At 73.6% G+C, this 21,865-nt stretch carries 24 protein-coding genes and 1 riboswitch; of the genes, 7 read left to right on the top strand and 17 right to left on the bottom strand.

The genetic code is table 11. The annotated features are described in order from the left end of the window. Positions 1 to 219: 219 nt before the first annotated feature. Together C7C46_RS22425 and C7C46_RS22430 are read right to left on the bottom strand one after the other, a co-directional pair. Positions 220 to 705, bottom strand: coding sequence for a GNAT family N-acetyltransferase (locus C7C46_RS22425; RefSeq protein WP_110671699.1), 486 nt, complete (start codon positions 703 to 705; stop codon positions 220 to 222). Positions 706 to 788: 83 nt separating this feature from the next. Then, positions 789 to 1,217: an ankyrin repeat domain-containing protein gene (locus C7C46_RS22430; RefSeq protein ID WP_110671700.1), complete on the bottom strand. Its 429-nt coding sequence runs from the start codon at positions 1,215 to 1,217 to the stop codon at positions 789 to 791. Between the two features lie 318 nt (positions 1,218 to 1,535). On the opposite strand from C7C46_RS22430, the gene C7C46_RS22435 reads away from it, so the two are divergent. The 3 genes from C7C46_RS22435 (at position 1,536) to C7C46_RS22445 (ending at position 3,996) form a co-directional block, all read left to right on the top strand. Beyond that, positions 1,536 to 1,730 carry a hypothetical protein gene (locus tag C7C46_RS22435; RefSeq protein WP_035840595.1) on the top strand — a complete coding sequence of 65 codons (195 nt, stop codon included), beginning with the start codon at positions 1,536 to 1,538 and terminating at the stop codon, positions 1,728 to 1,730. 85 nt (positions 1,731 to 1,815) lie between these two features. After that, complete coding sequence (locus C7C46_RS22440; protein ID WP_110671701.1) at positions 1,816 to 3,402, top strand: P-loop NTPase family protein; 1,587 nt, start codon at positions 1,816 to 1,818, stop codon at positions 3,400 to 3,402. Positions 3,403 to 3,621: 219 nt separating this feature from the next. Beyond that, positions 3,622 to 3,996, top strand: a complete 375-nt coding sequence (locus C7C46_RS22445) for an RNA polymerase-binding protein RbpA (RefSeq protein ID WP_110671702.1) — start codon at positions 3,622 to 3,624, stop codon at positions 3,994 to 3,996. An 81-nt stretch (positions 3,997 to 4,077) separates the two neighbouring features. Here C7C46_RS22445 and fxsA read toward each other — a convergent pair whose 3' ends face one another. The 4 genes from fxsA to C7C46_RS22465 form a co-directional block, all read right to left on the bottom strand. Further along, positions 4,078 to 4,674 (bottom strand): FxsA family membrane protein, encoded by a 597-nt coding sequence (gene fxsA / locus C7C46_RS22450; RefSeq protein ID WP_110671703.1) that lies wholly within the window; start codon positions 4,672 to 4,674, stop codon positions 4,078 to 4,080. 58 nt (positions 4,675 to 4,732) lie between these two features. Further along, a complete protein-coding gene (gene lnt / locus C7C46_RS22455) occupies positions 4,733 to 6,394 on the bottom strand; it encodes an apolipoprotein N-acyltransferase (RefSeq protein ID WP_110671704.1) in 1,662 nt (553 codons plus the stop codon). A gap of 99 nt (positions 6,395 to 6,493) precedes the next feature. Then, complete coding sequence (locus C7C46_RS22460; RefSeq protein ID WP_110671705.1) at positions 6,494 to 8,098, bottom strand: amidohydrolase; 1,605 nt, start codon at positions 8,096 to 8,098, stop codon at positions 6,494 to 6,496. A 42-nt stretch (positions 8,099 to 8,140) separates the two neighbouring features. Continuing rightward, entirely contained in the window at positions 8,141 to 8,581 is a 441-nt protein-coding gene (locus C7C46_RS22465) for an Lrp/AsnC family transcriptional regulator (protein ID WP_110671706.1), read from the bottom strand. A gap of 204 nt (positions 8,582 to 8,785) precedes the next feature. Here C7C46_RS22465 and C7C46_RS35215 point away from each other — a divergent pair, with 204 nt between their 5' ends. The 3 genes from C7C46_RS35215 (at position 8,786) to C7C46_RS22480 (ending at position 12,264) form a co-directional block, all read left to right on the top strand. After that, positions 8,786 to 9,244, top strand: a complete 459-nt coding sequence (locus tag C7C46_RS35215; protein ID WP_181442468.1) for a hypothetical protein — start codon at positions 8,786 to 8,788, stop codon at positions 9,242 to 9,244. 168 nt (positions 9,245 to 9,412) lie between these two features. Next, positions 9,413 to 10,054: a uridine kinase family protein gene (locus C7C46_RS22475; RefSeq protein WP_110671707.1), complete on the top strand. Its 642-nt coding sequence runs from the start codon at positions 9,413 to 9,415 to the stop codon at positions 10,052 to 10,054. 299 nt (positions 10,055 to 10,353) lie between these two features. Next, positions 10,354 to 12,264: an AAA family ATPase gene (locus C7C46_RS22480; protein WP_110671722.1), complete on the top strand. Its 1,911-nt coding sequence runs from the start codon at positions 10,354 to 10,356 to the stop codon at positions 12,262 to 12,264. A gap of 33 nt (positions 12,265 to 12,297) precedes the next feature. Here C7C46_RS22480 and C7C46_RS22485 read toward each other — a convergent pair whose 3' ends face one another. From C7C46_RS22485 to C7C46_RS22535, 11 genes are all read right to left on the bottom strand, one after another. Beyond that, positions 12,298 to 13,338: a hemolysin family protein gene (locus C7C46_RS22485; protein ID WP_110671708.1), complete on the bottom strand. Its 1,041-nt coding sequence runs from the start codon at positions 13,336 to 13,338 to the stop codon at positions 12,298 to 12,300. Then, positions 13,335 to 14,648 carry a hemolysin family protein gene (locus tag C7C46_RS22490; protein WP_110671709.1) on the bottom strand — a complete coding sequence of 438 codons (1,314 nt, stop codon included), beginning with the start codon at positions 14,646 to 14,648 and terminating at the stop codon, positions 13,335 to 13,337. The genes C7C46_RS22485 and C7C46_RS22490 overlap by 4 nt, the downstream gene beginning before the upstream one ends. A 215-nt stretch (positions 14,649 to 14,863) precedes the next feature. Then, entirely contained in the window at positions 14,864 to 15,328 is a 465-nt protein-coding gene (locus C7C46_RS22495) for a PH domain-containing protein (protein WP_110671710.1), read from the bottom strand. Positions 15,329 to 15,406: 78 nt separating this feature from the next. After that, entirely contained in the window at positions 15,407 to 16,252 is an 846-nt protein-coding gene (gene hisG, locus C7C46_RS22500) for an ATP phosphoribosyltransferase (RefSeq protein WP_110671711.1), read from the bottom strand. A gap of 42 nt (positions 16,253 to 16,294) precedes the next feature. Then, positions 16,295 to 16,567, bottom strand: coding sequence for a phosphoribosyl-ATP diphosphatase (locus tag C7C46_RS22505; protein ID WP_110671712.1), 273 nt, complete (start codon positions 16,565 to 16,567; stop codon positions 16,295 to 16,297). 125 nt (positions 16,568 to 16,692) lie between these two features. After that, positions 16,693 to 17,178: a 6,7-dimethyl-8-ribityllumazine synthase gene (gene ribH, locus C7C46_RS22510; protein ID WP_110671713.1), complete on the bottom strand. Its 486-nt coding sequence runs from the start codon at positions 17,176 to 17,178 to the stop codon at positions 16,693 to 16,695. A 39-nt stretch (positions 17,179 to 17,217) separates the two neighbouring features. Further along, positions 17,218 to 18,483, bottom strand: a complete 1,266-nt coding sequence (locus C7C46_RS22515) for a bifunctional 3,4-dihydroxy-2-butanone-4-phosphate synthase/GTP cyclohydrolase II (protein ID WP_110671714.1) — start codon at positions 18,481 to 18,483, stop codon at positions 17,218 to 17,220. After that, complete coding sequence (locus C7C46_RS22520) at positions 18,480 to 19,121, bottom strand: nicotinamide mononucleotide transporter family protein (RefSeq protein WP_110671715.1); 642 nt, start codon at positions 19,119 to 19,121, stop codon at positions 18,480 to 18,482. The genes C7C46_RS22515 and C7C46_RS22520 overlap by 4 nt, the downstream gene beginning before the upstream one ends. Continuing rightward, positions 19,118 to 19,807: a riboflavin synthase gene (locus C7C46_RS22525; protein ID WP_110671716.1), complete on the bottom strand. Its 690-nt coding sequence runs from the start codon at positions 19,805 to 19,807 to the stop codon at positions 19,118 to 19,120. Before C7C46_RS22525 ends, C7C46_RS22520 begins: the two co-directional genes overlap by 4 nt. 175 nt (positions 19,808 to 19,982) lie before the next feature. Beyond that, positions 19,983 to 20,110, bottom strand: a riboswitch (FMN riboswitch). Between the two features lie 137 nt (positions 20,111 to 20,247). Continuing rightward, positions 20,248 to 21,054 (bottom strand): MOSC domain-containing protein, encoded by an 807-nt coding sequence (locus C7C46_RS22530; RefSeq protein WP_181442469.1) that lies wholly within the window; start codon positions 21,052 to 21,054, stop codon positions 20,248 to 20,250. Between the two features lie 44 nt (positions 21,055 to 21,098). Next, entirely contained in the window at positions 21,099 to 21,503 is a 405-nt protein-coding gene (locus C7C46_RS22535) for a PPOX class F420-dependent oxidoreductase (protein ID WP_110671717.1), read from the bottom strand. 156 nt (positions 21,504 to 21,659) lie between these two features. Here C7C46_RS22535 and C7C46_RS22540 point away from each other — a divergent pair. Beyond that, positions 21,660 to 21,865: hypothetical protein (locus C7C46_RS22540; protein ID WP_146259175.1), on the top strand; the 206-nt coding region annotated here is incomplete at its 3' end.

Genomic DNA, 21,865 nt, shown 5'->3' on the forward strand with positions numbered 1-21,865 from the left:
GAATTTCACGGTTGGCAGGGTCGAACGGGCCCGGATTTCCGGACCCGCCGCTTTGACGCAGCGTGAGGAACGCTAACCCAGTGCAACCGGCCAATTCGCGAATGTTCGGCCGAGCGGTTCTGCAAACCCACGGGCGGAGTACCGGGAATTCACCGTCTTCGGGCACGTGACCAGCCAATCGGCGGTCGGCAGAGCGAATTCGAGCGCCCCGCGGGAATCTCAGCCGCCGACCGCGACCAGTTCCTTGCCGAGGCAGATGCTCTGCGGGTGGTCGCGGTAGATGCCGAACTTGGTGATCGGCAGGTAGCCCTCGGACTTGTACAGCGCGACCGCCTCCGGCTGCTCGGTACCGGTCTCCAGCACCATCCGGGTGCGGCCGGCCGCCAGCGCGACCTCCTCCAGGTGGTGCAGCAGCGCCCGCGACAGCCCCCGGCCGCGGGCGCCCGGGACCACGAACATCCGCTTGAGCTCGGCGTCGCCGTCCCGCAGGTACGGGTAGCTGCCGTCCTTGGCCCGCCAGCCGCCGCAGGCGACCGGCGCGCCGTCCAGGTAGCCGACCACGAAGACGCCGTCCGGGGCGGTGAAGTGGTCGGCGCGCATCTCGGTGAGGTCGACGTCGCCGTAACGGCGCACGTACTCCTGCTGCACCTCCGCGGTGAGCAGGGCGGCGTCGGGGTGGTCGTAACCGGTGATGCGGAGTTCCATGGGCGCCAAGCATACGGCTGGCCCGATCATCGGATGATCGGGCCAGCCGTCGGGGCACTGACGGCCGTTGGGCCGCCGGCGGCTCATCCCCGGGAGAACCGGGCCACCAGCTCCTGCTTGCCGAACATCTGGGCCGTCTCCAGCGCCGAGGGCTGCCCGGCCCGCGGGTCGGCACCGCCCGCCAGCAGGGCCTCCAGCGCCTCGTCGGCGCCCTTGAAGACGGTCCCGGCCAGCGGGGTCTGGCCGCGGTCGTTGGCCCGGTTCGGGTCGGCGCCGGCCGCCAGCAGCACCCGGACCGCGCCCGCGTGGCCGTGGTAGGCGGCCAGCATCAGCAGGCCGTCGCCGCGCTCGTTGGTCAGCTCCACCGGGGCACCGCCGGCCAGGAAGGCGGACAGCGCCGCCTCGTCGCCGGTGCGGGCGGCCTCGAAGATCCGGCCGGCCAGCTCGATCAGCGCCGCCTCCTCGCCGTCGGCATCCTGGGCCTGCGGTACGGCGTTCGGTGCGTCGGTCATCTCACGTCTCCCATCACGAGCCTCACTCGTCCATCCGGTCGGCCACCCGAACCGTAGCGGACGACACACCGCCATCGGGGTTACGCCGCCAATCGGATGAATTCAGTTGGGGTGCGATCCGTCTGCTGATGCGGGTGTTGCGGATGCGACGGGTGTGACCTGGGAAAACCACCCGTTTGCCCCGTTCCATCATCTATTACTTTTTGTCACGATTGTGGCACTTTTCGTGACACTGTCCCCAGTATGGCTTCGCGGACCCACCGCGCCGCCATCCCACGGCAGTCGCGCGTTCGTCCCGTCCCTAGGAGGAGCAGTCCCGTGATCCTGTCCATCTCCGGCATCGTCCTGTTCGGCACCATCGCCTTCCTCTTCTTCCGACGGGACGGCCTCAAGGTCTCGCACGCACTGGTCTGCGCCCTCTTCGGCTTCTACCTGGCGGGCACCGCGATCGCGCCGAGCATCCAGGCGGGCGGCGCGAGCCTGGCCAACCTGCTGGGCGGCATCAAGTTCTGACCGGGCGCCAGCCCGTCCCCCGGCCCGGGCGCGGTCCCACCGCCCCGGGCTCCGCCGTCCGTTCCGCCCGGGAGTCCAGGAGACCATGTCCCCCAACCGCCACCTGACCCGCGGCCGCGACCTCGCCCGCACCGCCGGCGACCACGCCGCCGACATGTTCGCCCCGCTCACCCTGATCAGCCGCGGCCTGCGCCGGCACGCCGGCTGGGCCAAGGGCCGCTGGCAGGCCACCCCCAAGGAGCGGCGCGGGCCCACCCTGCTGCTCGCCGCCGCCGTACTGGTGGGCGTCTTCCTGCTGCCGCACGGCCCGCTCCTGGCCGTCGTGGCGCTGGTCGGCAGCGCCGCCTGGACCGGCCGCGAACCCAAGGCCGCCGCGGACCCGGCTTCCGACCCGGCCGACGCCAAGCTGCCCGCCCTGTACGCCGCGCTCACCCCCTACCTGACCTCGCCGGACGACGTCTGCCCGCTCTACCGGCCCGACGGCAGCTACCAGGACGCCTTCGCCGGCTGGCAGTTCGACGCCGAGGGGCGGCTGGCCGCGCTGGAGATCGGCTACCCCGCCTACTTCACCGACACCGAGCCGGGCGCCCGCAACCGGATCGAACAAGTGGTCCAGGGCAAGGCCGGCCGGGCCCGTGAGTACCGCTTCGACTGGGACCAGGAGTGCAACAAGCTCCAGGTCACCGCGCTGGCCCCGCTGCCGCAGGACGTGCCGGCCCAGACCTGGGTGACGACGCCGGGCGAGATCGTGCTCGGCTTCACCGACAGCCAGGCCACCCAGCGGATGATCCCGGTGGTCCAGGACGGCGGACCGGGCCATCAGCCGCCGGTGATCTGGCGCACCGGTCCGCGCTCGGCCGAGCCGCACCTGCTCGCGCTCGGCAGCGCTGGCTCCGGCACCTCCACCCTGCTGCGCACCGTCGCCCTGCAGGCGCTGGCCCACGGCGACCTGCTGGTGATCGACGGCGCCGGCACCGGCGAGCACGCCTGCCTGGTCAACCGTCCCGGCGTGCACACGGTGGAGACCAGCCTGCACGGCGCGCTGGCCGCACTGGAGTGGGCGGCCCAGGAGACCGAGCGGCGGCTCGCCGCGCTGAACACCGCCCGCTACCGCGGGGAGCCGGCCCCCGCCGACGCGACCCGCCCGCTCTGGCTGCTGCTCGACCACCCCACCGAGCTCACCGAGCTGGCCCAGGCCGAGGGCCGCCCCGACCCGCAGGAGCTGCTGGAGGTCCCGCTGCGGCACGGCCGGGCGGCCCGGGTGACCGTGGTGGTGGTCGACTCCGTCGAGGCCTTCGACCGGATCTCACCGACCGTGCGCTCGGCCGCCCGGGCCCGGGTGGTGCTGGGCGAGGTGGCCGGCGAGGAGCTGGGCCGGGCCCTCGGCGTCCCGCTGGAGATCGCACCGGCCGCGCAGACCCCGCCCGGGCGCGGCTACGCCCGGATCGGCGCCCAGCCGCCGGTCCGGCTGCAGGTGCCGGCCACCGTGGACCCGCTGGACGAGGAGGCCCCGGCCCGCCAGCGCGAGGCGGTGATCGCCCTGCTGCCGCACCGCGACACCCGGATCGAGGCGCCCGCCCCGCCGATGCCGCAGCACCAGCCCCAGGTGCCGCCGGCCGAGCCGGCCGCCGAGGGCGGGCGGGTCGAACTGGGCAAGGAGCGAATTGGGTAATGCCGAATGCCGTTTCGGTCACCGGGTGCGAAATTCGTGACACTCAGGGTGATAGCACTGTCCAGATGTGACAAATCGGACGGAGATGGGTACAAACAGGGGCGGCACGACAGACGACGCATGCCCCACGGCGGGAATCTTCGTCGGCGGCCAAGCGTTGACCGAACGACTGAAGACCCCGACTAGTCCTGTGGGCGATAAGCCCTGGAGGCACGATTCATGAGCGAGCGAGCTCTCCGAGGCACGCGACTCGGCGCCACTAGCTACGAGACCGATCGTGGCATTGACCTGGCCCCGCGCCAGACCGTCGAGTACGCATGCCAGAACGGACACCGGTTCGAGGTGCCCTTCTCCGTGGAAGCGGAGATCCCGGCAGTGTGGGAGTGCCGCTTCTGCGGCACCGAGGCCGTCCTGCTCGATGGGGACGAGCCCGAGGAGAAGAAGGTCAAGCCGACCCGCACCCACTGGGACATGCTGATGGAGCGTCGGACGCGTGAGGAGCTGGAGGAGGTGCTGGCCGAGCGGCTGGCCGTGCTCCGTTCCGGCGGCATGAACCTCGCCGTCCACCCGCGCGACTCCCGCAAGAGCGCCTGACGCACGACCCCGAAAGGGCCCCGTCCTCCTGGAGGATCGGGGCCCTTCGGCTTGCCCCGGCGCAGGCGCCGGGGCGGTAAGTCACGGACGCTGGTCCGGGTCGACCACCTCGCCCTGGATCACCTTGCCGTCCGGGCGGTGGATCCGGATCTGCTCCTGCAGCCGCATCGCGTCGGCCACCGGGTCACCAGCGGGGGCGGCGCGCAGCATCCGCTGTGCGACCCGGCGGCCGGCCGCGCGCCAGACCGCCCGGGTGGGCGGCAGCAGCAGGGTCAGGCCGAGCAGGTCGGACAGGAAGCCGGGCAGGATCAGCAGCAGGCCGGCCAGCACCGTCAGGCTGGTGTTGGTCTCGGCGGCGCCCGAGGGCGGCATCTGCCCCTGCTCGAAGGAGGCCGAGGCGGCGCGCAGCGCGCGCAGGCCGGCCCGCTTGATCAGCCGGCCGCCCACCACCACGCCGAGCAGCAGCAGGAGGAGCACCAGGAACCAGCCCAGCACCGAGGCCAGCTGGATCACCACCCACAGCTCCAGCACCAGCCAGACGGCCACCAGCAGGGGCACCGCCCGGCGCAGCCGGCTGCGCCGGGGCCCTGGTCGCGCGCTCTGGGCGCCGCCGCTCGGACCGCCGGAGCCGGCGGTGCAGGGCCCGGGAACGCGGGTCGGGTCAACATGCTGGGTCACGGTACGAATCCACTCCGTCGCGGCGCGGCTGGCCACCGTCCGGACTGGTCCCGCACGGTCAGGGCGCCACCTTGGACAACGGCTCGCCCGCCGCCGGTGTTCCGCTGCCGCCCGCCCTGCGCCGGCCGGCCAGCACCGCGGCGCCGCAGGCCAGCAGGCCGAGCACGGCCACCGTCCACTCCGGGGCGGCGCCGAGCCGGTCGGCGAGGGTGCGGCCGTCGCGCAGCGGCACGTCGGCGCTCAGCTCGGCGGCGGTCAGCTCCTGGGTGCGGCTCTCGATGCTGCCGTCCGGGCGGATCACCGCGCTGATCCCGCTGGTGGCGGCGATCAGCACGGCCTGGCCGTGCTCGACGGCGCGCAGCCGCGACATCGCCAGCTGCTGGTCCGGCTGGCCGCTCCGGGCGTAGGTGGCGTTGTTGGTCTGCACGACCAGCACCCGGCCGCCGCCGTTGACGGTGTCGCGCACGATCTCGTCGTAGGCGACCTCGAAGCAGATCACGTCGCCGATCTTCGCCGGGCCCAGCTGCATGACGCCGGTGCCCTTGCCGGGGTAGAAGTCGTGCGCGACCCGCTGCAGCCGGGTGATCACCTTCATCAGCACCGAGCGGAACGGCACGTACTCGCCGAACGGGACTGGGTGCTGCTTGGTGTAGTGCGCGCCCGGGCCGGTGGCCGGGTCCCAGACGATGCCCTCGTTCTGCACGTGCTGCGCGTCCGGACCGTCCACCAGCGCGCCGACCAGGGTGGGCACGCCGATCGAGCGGACCGCCTGGTCGATCCGCTGGTAGGCCAGCGGGTCGCTGTACGGGTCCAGGTCGGAGGAGTTCTCCGGCCAGATCACCACGTCGGGCCTGGGCTCCTGGCCGGCCTTGATCCGCTCGGCCAGCTGCTCGGTGGCGTCGGCGTGGTTGTCCAGCACCTGCATCGGGCGGCCCAGGAAGTCCATCCCCGGGCGCGGCACGTTGCCCTGCACCAGGGCGACCTTTACCGTGTCGTCGCCCTTGGTCGGGATCGGCACCAGCATCCCGCCGGTGGTGGCGACCGCCGCGCAGAGCACGGCGGCGGTGGCGCGGACCGCGGTGCGCGGGCCCGCGGTGCGCCGGCGAACCGCCAGCAGCACCAGGTAGGCCAGCAGCGTGCCGCTCAGCGCGACCGCGAAGGAGACCAGCGGCGCACCGCCGAGGGCGGCCAGCGGGGTGTACGGGCTGGCGGTGTTGGCGAAGGCCAGCCGCCCCCACGGGAAGCCGCCCAGCGGCAGCCGGTCGCGGGCCCACTCCTGGGTCACCCACAGGCTCGCCGCCCACACCGGCCGGCCGGGCAGCCGCGAGGTGAGCGCGAGCGCTCCGCCGAGGGCAGTGACGAACAGCGCCTCGGCCAGCGACAGGCCGATCCAGGCGTCCGAGCCGATCACCCGGATCCAGACCAGCAGCCAGAGGAAGAACGGCAGCCCGAACACGAACCCCGTCCACAGACCCTGGCGAACGGTGCGCCCGAAGGTGAGCAGCGAGAGCGCGGCCACCGCCAGCACGGACAGCGGCCACAGGTCGTAGGGCGGGAAGGCGGCGGCCAGCAGCAGGCCGGCGCCGGCCGCCAGCGCCGTGCGCCGCCAGCCGGCCCGCACCCGCGCCCTGGCCCGGGCCCACCGGCCCGGCGCGGCCACGGGCTCGGCGGACGACTCGACGGCGTGGGGCGCCTCGTCGACGGGGACTGCCACCTGCATACCTTGCTTTCTGGGGCCGGACGGGAGGTTGGGGCCTGTGCCGAAGGTACCTGCTGCACCGGCTCGGCCGGTAGCCGGTGGTACGTGAGAATCCCCAGGTCAGCGCGAGTAGACCGGAGTGCCGCGGACCACCGTGCGCAGGCAGCCGGGGAGCTTGGCGCCCGGGGTCAGGTCGGGCAGGCCCGGGGTGCCCGAGCGGGGGTCGGTGGACCAGCCGGCCACCCGGGAGTCAGGGGCCTGGACCACCAGCTCGCCGCTCTCCCAGACCGCGTAGGTGGCCGGCGCACCGGGCGCCAGCACGCCCTCGGCGTCCCGCCCGATCGCCCGCCAGCCGCCGCGGGTGTGCGCGGCGAACGCGGCCCGCACCGAGATCCGGTGCTCAGGGGTCTGGTGGAAGGCGGCGGCGCGCACCGTGCCCCACGGGTCCAGCGGGGTGACCGGTGCGTCCGAGCCGAACGCCAGCGGCACCCCGGCCCGCAGCAGGGCCGCGAACGGGTTGAGCCCGGCCGCCCGCTCGGCGCCCAGCCGCTGCACGTACATGCCCTCGGGGCCGCCCCAGGCGGCGTCGAAGGCCGGCTGCACGGAGGCCACCAGGCCCAGCTCGGCGAAGGCCGCGACGGCAGCGCTGTCCAGCGCCTCGGCGTGCTCGACCCGGTGCCGCAGTGCCCGGACCGCGGCCGCGCCGCACCGCCCGGCGGCGGTGCGCACGCCCGCCAGCACCGCGGTCAGCGCCGCGTCGCCGATGGCGTGGAAGCCCGCCTGCAGGCCCGCCTCGGTGCAGGCGGTGACGTGGTCGGCCACCTGATCGGCCGTCAGGTAGGCGGTGCCGGTGTGCGCGGCGTCCCGATAGGGGGCGTGCAGGCAGGCGGTGTGCGAGCCGAGCGCACCGTCCACGAAGAGGTCACCGCCGGCCCCGACCGCGCCGAGCCGCCGGGCGGTCCCGACGCCGCCCAGCTCGCCCCAGTAGCCGTAGACCTCCGGGCCGGGGGTCTCGGCGGCCAGCGCCAGCAGTGCGGCCAGGTCCTGCTCCGAGGAGATCTCGGGGCCGGCGCACTCGTGCAGCGCGGCGATGCCCAGCGAGGCGGCGTGGCGCAGCGTGGTCAGCTGGGCGGTCCGGCGCTGACCGGGCGTCAGGGTGGCCAGCGCGGTCCGGCGCACCGCGTGGTGGGCTTCGCCGGTCAGCGGCTCGGCCGGGTGGTGGCCGGGCAGCTCGGCCAGCCCCGGGGTCAGGGCGCGCAGTGCGGAGCTGGCCAGCGCCGAGTGCACGTCGGTGCGGGAGAGGTAGAGGGGCGCGCCGCCGGCCGCCCCGTCCAGTTCCGCCAGGGTGGGCGGGCGCTGCTCGGGCCAGCGGGTCTGGTCCCAGCCGTGGCCGATCAGCACACCGCCGGGCTCGCCGGTGCGGGCGAACGCGGCGATCCGGTGCAGCGCCTCGGTCAGGGTGGGGCAGTCGGTCAGGTCCAGGCCGGTGAGCGCCAGGCCGGTGGCGGTGGCGTGCACGTGGGCGTCCACGAAGGCGGGGGTGACCAGCGCACCGTCCAGCTCGACCACCTGGTCGGCGACCGCGGCGTAGGCGTCGGCCGCGCCCTCGCTGCCGACCCAGGCGACCTGCTCGCCCTCGATCAGCATCGCGGTGGCGAAGGGGTCGGCCGGGCTGTAGACGGTGCCGCCGCGCAGCAGCACGGTGCGGGAGGTGCGTTCGGTCATGGCTGGAGCCTATGCCGCCCGGGGAGCGGTCCGGCCCACCGGTCAGAGCTTGGGCGGCCGGGCCTCGTACGGGGTGGACAGGACCACCGTGGTGCGGGTGGAGACGCCGGCCGCGCTGCGGATCCGGGCCAGCAGGTCCTCCAGGTCGCTCGGGGCGCCGACCCGGACCTTGAGGATGTAGTTCTCGTCCCCGGCCACGCTGTGGCAGGCCTCGATCTCCGGCAGCGGGGCCAGCCGGTCCGCCACGTCGTCGGGGGCACTGGGGTCGAACGGCTTGACCGAGATGAACGCGGTGAGCGCGAGGTCGACCGCGTCCGGGTCGATGATCGCCGAGTACCCGCGGATCACCCCCCGCTGCTCCAGCCGGCGCACCCGCTGGTGCACGGCCGAGGTGGACAGGCCGGTGGCCTTGCCGAGGTCGGTGTAGCTCATCCGTCCGTCCTGGACGAGGAGCTGAACGATGCGCTGGTCGAGATCCTCCACCCGCCCAACCTACCGGACCGGACCACTGCCGGACCCCGGCGCGGCCCGGCTGGTGCGCCGTTGGCACATGCCGTTGGAATGTGGCGAAGGCCACACTCCGGTGCATCACCGTGCGTCCGGGGGCAGGGTTATGACGCCCCACCAGCGGGCATGGCTGTGGTGGCCCCGGCCGAGTTGGCCCGGCCCGATCCAAGGGGGATCATCATGCCTGCTACCGAGCAGCGCGCCCTGCGCGCCGACTCCGCCCTCACCTCGCACGACGAACCGGAGGGCGAGGAACGCTTCCCGGGCCCCGACCACGCCCCGGGCACCGACCCCGGCGAGGCGGAGGCCTGGGAGATCGTCCGCGTCACCTGCCCCGAGTGCCGGCGCGCCATCGCCCTGGTGGGCGACGAGGAGCAGTTGCCGCAGCACGCGGTGCTGCGCACCGCCTGGCACCCGTTCGAGCCCGCGCTCTGCCCCGGTTCCGGCCTGCCGACCGACGACCTGGAGGAGGTGGTCGAGCCGGAGTCCGGCGCCGGCCAGGCCGGCGCGCTCGCCGCGCTGCTCACTCTCCCCGCCGAGCTGGACTGGCGCACCCAGCCCTTCTCGCACGCCGGCCGGCCCGGCGCCCCGGGCGCCCCCACCGCGCTGCGCCTGGTCCCGCCGCAGCGGGCCGCCTGATACCGGTCGCCGGCCGGTGCACAGCCACGGGGAGGGCCGCCCAGCCGGGCGGCCCTCCCCCGCACTTCGCGGCCCGCCGACCCTGGGACCTGTCTCATCATTCCCGCCGGGCCCGGCCCTCCCGGCACGCACGGCGCGAATGATGAGACAGGCCCTAGGGTCGACAGCATGGACCACCGCACCGCCCCCGACCTGCGCCCCCTCGCCGCCGAGCTGCGCGCCCTGCCCGCCTCGCTCGGGCCGGTCCGGCTGGTCGCGGTGGACGGGCACGCGGGCTCCGGCAAGACCACCTTCGCGGGGCTGCTGGCCGCGGCCCTCGGCGGTGCGCCGGTGGTCCACCTGGACGATCTGGCGACCCATCAGGAGTTCTTCGGCTGGACCGAGCGGCTGCGCGCGCAGGTGCTCGCGCCGCTGGCGGCCGGCCGGACCGCGCACTTCGAGGCATACGACTGGGTGGCCCGGCGCTTCCAGGGGGCGCGCACGATTCCGGCTGCGCCGGTCGTGCTCCTCGAGGGCGTGGGCGCGGGGCGCCGCGCGCTGCGTCCGCAACTGGCCGCGCTGCTCTGGATGGAGCTGTCCGCCGAGGACGCCCGGGAGCGCGGGCTGCGTCGGGACGGTCCGGAGCTCGCCGGGTTCTGGGCCGACTGGTCGCGCGCCGAAGTGGCGCATTTCACGGCGGACCCGAGTCGTCCGTTTGCGCAGCTCAGGGTAGACGGCCGAACCAGCAGGCCACTCCAGCCCCAGCTGGCTAAGCGGTCGCTTGACCGGGGCGCGGCAGAGGAACTAAGTTCTCTCTCGTTGCCGGAGTAGTTGAGCCCGCAACAAGATGCGGCACCTCCGGCTTGTTCCCCCGTGAGCCGGAGGTGCCGTTTCGTCTGCCCGGACACCGCGCCGGCCCGCCGTCAGTACGCCAACGATCAATTCGTGGCAGCGATTTGGCCTCGTACGACACGCTTCCGGATCAGCCCCACTTGGGTACGATCGGCTTAGGCGCAACTGCGCCCCGGGCGCACGGCGCCGACACATCACGGGGGGCGTGAGTGATCACTGTCGACAACACGGGCAGCAGCGGCCCACACGGGCCGGCCGATCGGGCCTGGCTGCGGGCGATGGACGCCTACACCGCCGGCGCCTACACCCGGGCCGAGGAGGAGTTCCGCACCGCCGTCCGCCTCGATCCGGGGATGGCCGACGCCTGGCTCGGCCTGCACGCGCTGCGCTGCGACACCTCGGGCGCCCTGTTGGCGATGCACCGTCACAAGAAACGTTTCGGCGAGCAGCGCAGCCGCCACCAACGGCCCCTCAGTTCCTGGTACTGGCTGGGCTGGTGGGTGCAGCCGGTGCTGGAGGACACTCGTGACCTGGCCCTGGCCCACGCCTCGCACTGGCTGGACGGGCGCCACCTGGCCGAGCTGGACCGCGCGCTGGCCCAGTGCCCGCCGGTCGAGTCCGACCCCTCGGTCCGCTTCCTGCACGCCTGCCGCTCCTACCTGCTCAAGGACTGGGAGCAACTGATCCGCGACACCGACCAGTTGCTGGACGACCCGCTGCTCGGCATCGAGTCCGGCCTGTTCGGCGGCATGGCCCGGGTCCGGCTGGACATGTGCCCGCAGGCCCAGGCCCCGCTCGCCGCCTCGCTGGCCCGCTGCCGCTCCGAGCAGCCGCAGCGCAAGGAGCTGCGCTACTGGCTGGCCCGCGCCTACGAGGGCGCCGGGCGCAGCGCCGCCGCCCTGCCGCTGTACCGCTCGGTCAACCGGGCCGACCCCTCGTTCATGGACGCCGCCGCCCGGCTGGCCGCGATCGCCGCCGAGGACGGCCTGGGCCTGCTGGAGGAGCTTCCCGGCTACGACCCCGCCGAGGGCGAGGCGGGCGAGGGCGCGAGCCTGGCCGACGCCTTCGACCTGGTGCTGGCCGACTCCCTCGCCGACTCGCTGAACGACTCACTGGCCGACTCACTGGCCGAGCCGCCGCCCGCGCCCGCCCAGCCGGCGCCGGACCAGACCCCCGCCGGCCAGAACCCCGCCGACCAGCTGCCGGTCCCCGAGCGCTCCACCGAGGCCACTCCGGACGCTCCCCCGGAACCGGCCCCGGCCGGTGCCACGGCGGCAGCGGTCCGGGTGCAGTCCGGCCGCCGCCCGGCCGAGCGGCCCGCGGCCGCCGAGCAGGCCCGGCTGGAGGCGGCCCTGGCCGCGCTGGAGCAGATGGTCGGCCTGGACCCGGTCAAGCGCCAGGTCCGCGCCCTCTCCGCCCAGCTGCAGATGGCCGGCCTGCGCACCGAGCAGGGCCTGCCGGTGCAGCCGCCCAAGCGCCACTTCGTCTTCTCCGGCCCGTCCGGCACCGGCAAGACCACGGTGGCCCGGATCCTCGGCCAGGTCTTCCACGCCCTGGGCCTGCTCTCCGGCGAGCACCTGGTCGAGGCCCAGCGGGCCGACCTGGTCGGCGAGTTCCTCGGCCAGACCGCGGTCAAGGCGAACGAGCTGATCGACTCGGCGCTGGACGGCGTACTCTTCATCGACGAGGCCTACAGCCTGGCCAACTCCGGCTACAGCAAGGGCGACGCCTACGGGGACGAGGCGCTGCAGGTGCTGCTCAAGCGGGCCGAGGACAACCGCGACCGGCTGGTGGTGATCCTGGCCGGCTACCCGGAGGGGATGAACCGGCTGCTGGCCGCCAACCCGGGCCTGAACTCCCGGTTCACCACCCGGGTGGACTTCCCCAGCTACCGCCCGGCCGAACTGACCGCGATCGGCAGCGCGCTGGCCGCCCGCGACGGCGACCGCTGGGACGAGGACGCCGCCGACGAGCTGGCCAGCATCTGCGCCCACGTGGTCGGCGAGGGCTGGATCGACGAGCTGGGCAACGGACGGTTCATCAGGACCCTGTACGAGAAGTCCTGCGCCTACCGCGACCTGCGCCTGACCCAGGGCCGCGGCCGGCCGGGCCGCGAGGACCTGGCCACCCTGCGGCTGCCCGACCTGGTGCAGGCCTACGGCGAACTGATCGACGGCCGCAGCGAGTAGCCCGCCCGGCCGGGCGGGAAGGCGGTCCCGCGCTCAGACCACGGCGGGGCGGTGGTCCGGGTCGTGCATCTCGCCGACCAGCTCCTCCAGCACGTCCTCCAGCGTCACCAGCCCCAGGGTGCGCCCGTCCGCCCCGGTCACCGCCGCCACGTGGGCGGCGGCCCGGCGCATCGCGGTGAGCGCGTCGTCCAGCGGCATCCCGGCCGGGACCACGGTGACCGGCCGCCACAGCCGCACCGGCAGCGCGGCGTCCGGGTCCTCGGCCTCCAGGACGTCCTTGACGTGCAGGTAGCCGAGGATCCGCTCCTCCACGTCGACCACCGGGAAGCGGGAGAAGCCGGTGGCCACCGCCAGTTCCTCGATCCGGCGGGCGGTCACCTCGGTGTCCACCGAGACCAGCCGCTCGGTGGGCAGCAGCACCTCGCGCACCGGTCGGCGGCCCAGCTCCAGGACGTCCTCCAGCCGCTCCTGCTCGGTCGCCGCCAGCAGGCCCGCCTCCCGCGACTCGGCCAGGATCCAGAGCAGCTGCTCGGCGCTGACCACGGACTCGACCTCGTCCTTGGGCGTGACCCCGAACAGCCGCAGCACCAGGTTGGCGCTCGCGTTCAGGAAGCGGATCACCGGCGTCAGCCAGCGCGCCAGCCGGGCCAGCGGCGGCCCCAGCCAGAGCGCCGCCTTCTCCGGCGAGGTGAGCGCGATGTTCTTGGGCACCATCTCGCCGATCACCATGTGCAGGAAGACCACCAGCGCCAGCCCCAGCACGTAGGCCAGCGGGCGCACCACCGCCGACGGCAGGCCCACCGCCTGGGCCGGGCCCTCCAGCAGGTGCGCGATGGTCGGCTCGGCCAGCGCGCCCAGCAGCAGCGAGCAGACCGTGATGCCCAGCTGGGCCGCGGCCAGCAGCGCCGAGATGTGCGAAAGCGAGTCCAGCACGGTGCGGGCCCGCTTGTGCCCGGCCTCGGCCAGCGGCTCGACCTGGCTGCGCCGCACCGAGATCACCGCGAACTCGGCGCCGACGAAGTAGGCGTTGCCGAGCAGCAGCAGGAGCGAGGCGAGCAGTTGCAGCGCGATCACCGCGAGGCCCCCTCGGCCACCAGCAGCACCTTGGTGGTGCGGTGCCGGTCGACCGCCCGCACCGTCAGCCGCCAGCCGGGCAGGTCGGCGGCCTCCCCGGGCTCGGGGATCTTGCCGAGCAGGTCGGCCAGCAGGCCGGCCAGCGTCTCGTAGGGCCCGTGCGGGGCCTGCAGGCCGATCACCTCCAGCTGGTCCAGCCGGGCCCGGCCGTCGGCCAGCCAGGCCGACCGTCCGTCCTGCGGCGGCAGTGCCAGCAGCTCTGGCGCCAGGCCCGGGTCGTGCTCGTCCTGCACCTCGCCGACGATCTCCTCGACGATGTCCTCCAGGGTCACCACGCCGGCCGTGCCGCCGTACTCGTCGATCACGATGGCCATCGGCTGACGGCGCCTCAGCTGGTCCAGCAGCCGCTCGGCGGAGAGCGTCTCGGGCACCAGCAGCGGGGCGCCGGCCAGCTGGGCGACCGTCACGCCGGCCCGCCGCTCGGGGCGCACCCCGAGCGCGTCCTTGAGCGTGACGGTGCCGGTGACCTCGTCCAGGCTGTCCCGGTAGACCGGGAACCGGGAGAAGCCGGTGGCCCGGGTCAGGTTGACCACGTCGGCGGCGGTCGCGTCCTGCTGGAGCGCGCAGACCGCCACCCGCGGGGTCATCACGCTCTCGGCCGTCAGTTCGCCCAGGCCCAGCGTGCGCACGAACAACTGCGCCGCGTCCTGCGCTATGGCGCCCGCCTCGGCCGAGTGCCGGGCCAGGAAGGCCAGCTCACCGGGGGTGCGGGCCTGCTCCAGCTCCTCGGCCGGCTCCATCCCGAGGGCGCGGACCAGCCGGTTGGCGGCGCCGTTGAGCACCCGGATCAGCGGGCGGCAGGCGGCCGAGAAGAGCCGCTGCGGCGCGGCCACCGCACGGGCCACCCGGAGCGGGTGGGAGATCGCCCAGTTCTTCGGCACCAGCTCGCCGATCACCATCTGCAGCACGGTGGCCAGCCCCATCCCGACCACCAGCGCCATCCCGGTGGCGGCCGCGTCCGGCACGCCGATCCCGGTCAGCACCGGGCTCAGCAGCACCGAGAGCGCGGGCTCGGCGAGCATGCCGACCACCAGCGAGGTGACGGTGATGCCCAACTGGGCGCCGGAGAGCTCGAAGGAGAGGTGGCGCAGGGCGGTGCGCAGGCCCGCGGCGCGGCGGTCGCCGGCCTGCGCGGCCCGGTCCACCGCACCGCGGTCCACGGTCACGAAGGAGAACTCGGCGGCGACGAAGAGGCCGTTGGCGAGGATGAGCAGCAGGGCCGCGGCGAGCAGCAGCCAGGCGGTGATCACAGCGCCGCCCGCTTCCCGGATTCACCGGTGCGCGCTGCGGCGCGGTGCGGGGGCCAGGCGGCGTCGGTACTACCGGACGGATCGTCCATCGAGGGGGAGAGTCACTCCTCAGGTCGCGGGCGGTGCGACAGGGCGATTTTGCCCCGGCTTTACCAGCCTAGCCGATGCCTGTTCGAGTGCTTGGAGGAGGCACGAGGATCCGTACGAAGAGGTGACTACCGGGTCACGTCGGGCTCGGCCGGGGCGCCGTGCAGCTCGGCCAGGTCGCGCAGCGCGCGGGCGGCCTGCACCGCCTGGGCCCGCCCGCCGCTGGGCTGGATCCCCATCGCGGCCAGCGAGGTGCCGTCGGCCAGGTCCAGGGTGGCCCACGGGTCGCCCTGACGCAGGTTCACCCGGACGATCTCGGCCCAGTGCAGGCGCCGGGTGTGCAGGTGGTTGACCACGGTGACGCCCTCGGCATCGGCCAGGATCTTCGGCCGGGCCAGCATCAGCCCGACCGAGGAGAGCGCCAGGCCGAGGCAGGCCAGCATCACCCGGTCGTTCAGCTGCCAGCTCTGCGGCAGCACCAGCGCCATGGTCAGGAAGGTCGCCGCGAGCAGCCCACTGGCCGTCAGCAGCACCACGCGGTTGCGGCGCGGTACCCAGGTGACGGGCAGGGCGGGCAGTTCACTGGTCGACATGGCGCTGGTGCTTTCGAGGATGCAGAGGAGGCAGCAGGGGTGTCCGCGGCAGCCGGGGTGCCGGCGGCGGCAGGCGGCTCAGAGGCGGCAGGCGTGGATGTTGGTCACCAGGACGCCGCGGGCGCCGATCGCCCACAGGTCGTCCATGATCCGCTGGGCCTCCTTGCGCAGCACCATCGACCGGACCGCGACCCAGCCCTCGGTGTGCAGCGGGGAGACGGTCGGCGACTCCAGACCCGGCGTCAGGGCGACCGCCTCGGTGACCTTCTCGGCCCGGATGTCGTAGTCCATCAGCACGTAGCGGCGGGCCACCAGGACGCCCTGCAGGCGGCGCAGGAACTGCTCCACCCGCGTGTCCTCACCGGCGCCCTTGGGCCGGATGACCACCGCGTCGGAGACCAGGATCGGCTCGCCGAAGACCTCCAGGCCCGCGTTGCGCAGGCTGGTGCCGGTCTCCACCACGTCGGCGATCACGTCGGCCACGCCCAGCTGCACCGCGGTCTCCACCGCGCCGTCCAGCTTGGTGACGGTGGCCTGCACGCCGTGCTCGGCCAGGTGCTGCTCGACCAGGCCGGTGTAGGAGGTGGCGATCCGCAGGCCCTGCAGGCCCTGGGCGTCCTTGGGCGAGCCGGCCGGGCCGGCGAAGCGGAAGGTGGAGCCGCCGAAGCCGAGCGCCAGCACCTCCTCGGCGCCGGCGGCGGAGTCCAGCAGCAGGTCCCGACCGGTGATCCCGACGTCCAGGCGGCCGGAGCCGACGTAGACGGCGATGTCGCGCGGGCGCAGGAAGAAGAACTCGACCTGGTTCTCCGGGTCGACCAGCACGAGCTCCTTGGGGTCCTTGCGCTGGCGGTAGCCGGCCTCATGGAGCATCTCCGCCGCCGGACCCGAGAGCGAACCCTTGTTGGGGAGGGCGATGCGCAGCATGGGAGCAAGATCCTTCGTTAGGACGTACTGGCGGGCTGGGGTTTACAGGTAGGCGTAGACGTCGTCGAGCGTCAGGCCGCGGGCGACCATCATCACCTGAAGGTGGTACAGCAGCTGCGAGATCTCCTCGGCGGTCTGCTCCTTGGTCTGGAACTCGGCCGCCATCCAGACCTCGGCGGCCTCCTCCACCACCTTCTTGCCGATCGCATGGACGCCCTGCTGCACGAGCTGGGCGGTGCGGGAGGACACGGGGTCGCCGGTGGCGGCCTTCTGCTGGAGCTCGACGAAGAGCTCCTCGAATGTCTTCGAAGCCATGATGGGATTCACCATACGGGGTCCCGCGCAACCGGTGGGAAGCGTCCCGGACGGTGGACACCGTTCTGGGACGCCGCCCACCGGCGGGTCAGCCCTCGGCCCTCGGCGCCCGCGCGCCGGGGTGCTCAGCGCCAGGGCTCGGCGACCGCGCGCAACGTGGCGGCGGTGGCGACCGCCGCGGTCACCGCCTCGTGGCCCTTGTCCTCGGCCGAGTCCGGCAGGCCCGCCCGGTCCAGCGCCTGCTCCTCGTTGTCGCAGGTCAGCACGCCGAAGCCGACCGGCACGCCGGTGTTCACGCTGACCTGGGTGAGCCCCAGGGTGGCCGCCTCGCACACGTAGTCGAAGTGCGGGGTGCCCCCGCGGATGACCACCCCGAGGGCGACCACCGCGTCGTAGCCGCGATCGGCCAAGTGCTTCGCGGCCACCGGCAGTTCGAAGGTGCCGGGGACCCGCACCACGGTCGGCTCGTCGATCCCGAGCTCCTTCAGGGCGCGGTGCGCACCGGCCAGCAGGCCGTCCATCACCTGGGTGTGCCACTGCGCGGCCACCACCGCGACCCGCAGGTCCTGGGCGTTCTTGACGGTCAGCTCGGGGGCTCCGTGGCCAGCCACGTTCGTTCTCCTAGGGGTGGTGAAGGGTTCGGTGGGTTCTCAGCCGGCGAGCCACGGCAGGTCGTGGCCCATCCGGTCGCGCTTGGTCCGCAGGTAGGCCAGGTTGTGCTCGCCCGCCTGCACCGGGATCGGCTCGCGGCCCTTGACCTTTAGGCCGTGCTCGGTGAGCGCGGCGTGCTTGTCGGGGTTGTTGGTGAGCAGGGTCAGCGAGCGCACCCCGAGGTCGGTGAGCATCTGGGCGCCGATGCTGTAGTCGCGCGCGTCGGCCGGCAGGCCGAGCTCCAGGTTGGCGTCCACCGTGTCACGGCCCTGCTCCTGCAGCTGGTAGGCGCGCAGCTTGTGGCCCAGGCCGATGCCGCGCCCCTCGTGGCCGCGCAGGTAGAGCACCACGCCGTGGCCGGCCGCGGCCACCTGGGCCAGCGAGGCCTGCAGCTGCGGGCCGCAGTCGCAGCGCAGCGAGCCGAACACGTCGCCGGTCAGGCACTCGGAGTGGATGCGCACCAGCACGTCCTCGCCGTCGGCCAGCCGGCCCGTGCCGTCCAGCCCGCCGGCCACCAGCGCCACGTGCTCCACGCCGTCGATCACCGAGCGGTAGCCGACCGCGGTGAAGTCGCCGTGCTCGGTGGGCAGCCTGGTGACCGCGACCCGCTCCACGTGCTGCTCGGTGCGGCGGCGGTAGGCGATCAGGTCCTCGATCGAGATGATCGACAGGCCGTGCTCGCGGGCGAAGGCGACCAGCTCGGGCAGCCGGGCCATGGTGCCGTCGTCGTTGACGATCTCGCAGATCCCGGCGGCCGGCGGCAGGCCGGCCAGCCGGGCCAGGTCCACGCCGGCCTCGGTGTGGCCGGGGCGGGCCAGCACGCCGCCGTCCACCGCGCGCAGCGGGAAGACGTGGCCGGGGCGGGTGAAGTCGGCCGCGGTGCTCGCGGGCTCGCCGAGCAGCCGGATGGTCAGCGCGCGGTCCACCGCGGAGATGCCGGTGGCCTCGACGTCCCGGGCGTCCACCGAGACGGTGTAGGCGGTGCCCTTGCGGTCCTCGTTGACCTGGGTCATCGGGGGCAGGCCGAGCCGGTCGGCGTCGCCCTGGGTGACCGGGACGCAGATCACCCCGGAGCTGTAGCGGATGGTGAAGGCGAGCAGTTCGGGGGTGGCCGCGGTGGCGGCGAAGATCAGGTCGCCCTCGTTCTCGCGGTCCTCGTCGTCCACCACGACCACGGCGCGGCCGGCCGCGATGTCGGCGACGGCCCGCTCGACCGGGTCGAGGGTCAGGTCGAGCTCGTCACGCTGTGCGGTGCTGCTGCTCATGCCGGGGCTCCCTGGAGGCTCGTGGTGGGGTGCTGCGGCAGCCGGGTGCGCAGCCACCAGGCGCGCAGGCCGGCCAGCACCAGGACGAAGTAGATGCTGTAGACCAGACCGGAGAACGGCAGGCCGCTGTTGAAGGCCAGCGGGACGCCGACCAGGTCGACCGCGATCCAGGCGATCCAGAACTCGACCCAGCCGCGGGCCTGGGCCACCATCGCCGCCAGCGTGCCGGTGAAGATGTACGCGTCCGCCCACGGGGACCAGGAGAGGTTCCAGTGCTGGAAGACCAGCGCGACCGCGACGGTGACCACGCCGGTGCCGGCCACCAGCAGCGCGCGCTCGGTCCAGGTGGCGAAGCGGATCCGGATGTCACCGTGCTCGCGGCGGCCGCGCTGCCACTGGGCCCAGCCCCACACCGCGGTGACGATCACCACCAGCTGCTTGCCGACGCCGCCGGACAGGTGCGCCGACCAGTAGGCGCCCACCAGCACCAGGCCGGAGAGCAGTTGGACCGGCCAGGAGACGATCGAGCGCCGCCAGCCGAGCGCCAGCGCGATCAGGCCGAGCAGGTTGCCGATTGTGTCGTTCCACTTGAAATGCTCGCCGAAGAGCGAGAAGGCGACCGTGTTGAGCGAGTTCACGAGGCGTCCTTCCCGGTCGCCGGGACGGTGGCGGCGGCCGCGGCGGACCCTGGGACGGTGCCCGCCGCCAGCAGGCGCTCGACGTACTTGGCCAGCACGTCGACCTCCAGGTTGACCGGCTCGCCGATCCGCTTGGCGCCCAGCGTGGTGAGCGCCAGGGTGGCCGGGATCAGGCTGACCGAGAAGCTGTCGGCAGCGGCCTCCACCACGGTCAGGCTGATGCCGTCCACCGTGATCGAGCCCTTGTCCACCAGGTAGCGGGCGATGGCCGGCGGCAGCGAGAACCGCAGCACCTCCCAGCGCAGGCCGCCCTCGGCGTCCAGTTCGCCGGGCTCGCGAGAGAGCAGTTCGCCGGTCGCGTCCACGTGGCCCTGGACCAGGTGGCCGCCGAGCCGGGCGCCCAGCGCCATGGCCCGCTCCAGGTTGACCCGCGATCCCGGCCCCAGGCTGCCCAGGCTCGACCTGACCAGCGTCTCCTTCATCACGTCCGCGCTGAACTCGCTGCTCTGGGCGTCGAGTTCGTCGTTGGAGTCGAGCACGGTCAGACACACGCCGTTGACCGCGATGGAGTCGCCGTGCCGGGCGCCGGTCCGCACCAGCGGGCCGCGCAGCCGGATGCGCGAGGAGTCGCCGTACTCCTCGATGGAGACGACCTCGCCGAGCTCTTCGATGATGCCGGTGAACACCCGGGTTCTCCTCGCGCTACTAGGGGCGCGGACTCCGGGGCGGCACGAGGGAAGCTGACTACGGGTATGTCGGCCAACGGCGGCGACACCCCTGCCGAAGAAGGGAGTTCTGCCGTTGTTCAAGTGGACGCGGACCCCCGGGAGGGATGCCGCGGCACTGCCGTCACGAACCCGTCGCGCACGCCTCCCATCCGGACTTTAACCGTCGGTCCAGGAGTTTCACCTGGTCAACCGGCCGCTGGCTGCGGACGGGTCGCGGACTGTAACCGCCGGTTCGGATTTTCACCGACCCCGGAGTGCGCTGAACGTCACTGCTTACTGCATTGCCGTCATTGTGCCACGCGCCGTGAGGCGGGCGGGAGAGGGCGTGGCTGTGCTCTGTTTCACTCCGGGTGCGGGAATGCCGGGGTGTCGGCCGGGTGACCGGTGCGGCACCGGGCTCATCCGAGGGCGACCGGGTCCCCCGGTGCGATCCGGCCCGGCTGCAGCACCTTCGCGTAGGCCCCGGCGCACGGCAGGGGGCCCAGGCCCGCCAGCGGCTCGACCCGGTTCTCCCGGGCGACCACGCGCAGCACCTGCGGATCCGGCCGCAGCTCGCCGTGCGCCAGGGTCGGCACGGCGCACCGCGGGCTCAACGCGACCACCTTCAGGCGCAGTTCCGGGCCGATCGCCAACTCCCGGCCCAGCCAGGCGTTCTCCGGGTAGCCCGGCGGTCCGTCGGTGCGGATCACCAGGTTGGGCCGGTACCGCTGCCAGGCAGCCCCGGTGCGCTCCAGGGTGGCGGTGGTGACCAGGTGGACCGGGGCGAAGTCGAAGAAGGTCCCGGCCGGCGCACCGGAGCCGAAGCGGCTCACCGTGAAGCCCACTTCGGCCGCCGGTCCGGCGGCGAGCACCTCCTCGGGCACCGCCCGGTCGAGCTCGCCCTCCGCCGGCGGTTCGGCGATCAGCGCGACCGGGCGGCCGAGCAGCCCGGAGAGCACCTCGCCGGCCTTCGACGGGTCGTCAGCGTGCAACCGCAGCCCGGACGGTCCGGTGATCTCCACCCCGGCCGAACCGAGCACCGCCGTCAGCTGCAGCAACTCCCGCCAGCGGGCCGGGTACTTGGCGCTGGCCACCTTCCCCGTCGCGAGATCCAGCAGGGCCAGCCGCCGGTCTCCGGCCAGGCCCCGCCCGGTCACCTCGGCGTGCGGCAGCGGTTCGCCCAGCATGGACTTCACCGGGTAGCGGCACAGCAGTTCGATCTCCACCCGGCCATCCTGCCGCACCGGGCCCGCCCGGCGCAGTCCTGGGATCAGAGCCCGCCGACGATCTTCCGCGGGGTGATCCGGACCACGACCCGCTGGCTGTCGTCGACCGAGGCGGGGTTGAACTCCCGGTACTTCTTGCCGCTGTACTTCACGGACAGCTCGTCGATCAGCTCCTGGCCGCCCTCGGTGCTGAGTTCCGCGGTGCCGCGGATCTCGGCGTAGGTGTACGGGGAGTCGAAGGGCTGCAGGAGCACCGTGACCCGCGGGTCGCGGCGCAGGTTCTTCTCCTTCTGACGGCCGACGGTGGTGGAGATCAGCACGTCGTCCCCGTCGCGCTTCACCCAGACCGGGGAGACCTGGGGGGAGCCGTCCGGCTGGATGGTCGCCAGGTTCACGAAGACCGGGGTGTCCAGGAGTTCCTTCAGCTTGTCAGACAATGCTGTGGACATATCAATCCCTTTCCTACCAAACCGATGGCTGTCGAAGGACAGATCTACCAGACCGGCGGCCGGTTCCCCGTGCTGCCCGGCAGCCCGGCCAGGTGTTCGCCCAATGGGGTGAGGCCAGGGCCGGGTGGATCTCCAATGGGTTGACACCACGGGCTGGTGCTGATCGGCGGCGACGGCTGCGCGGGCAACCAGCTGCACGGCCCGCTCGCCCTGACGGGCAACACCGGCGGGGTGGAGCTGCACGACACCGTCTCCGGCCCGTTGGCCTGCTCAGCCGACACCCTCGCACCCCGGCCGCGGCACCACCACCTCGGCACCCCGCTCGGGGCAGTGCCGCTACCCGGACGCGCCGGTGGCCCGGT

The sequence above is a fragment of the Streptomyces tateyamensis genome, assembly GCF_003205575.1.
Classification (GTDB): domain Bacteria; phylum Actinomycetota; class Actinomycetes; order Streptomycetales; family Streptomycetaceae; genus Kitasatospora; species Kitasatospora tateyamensis.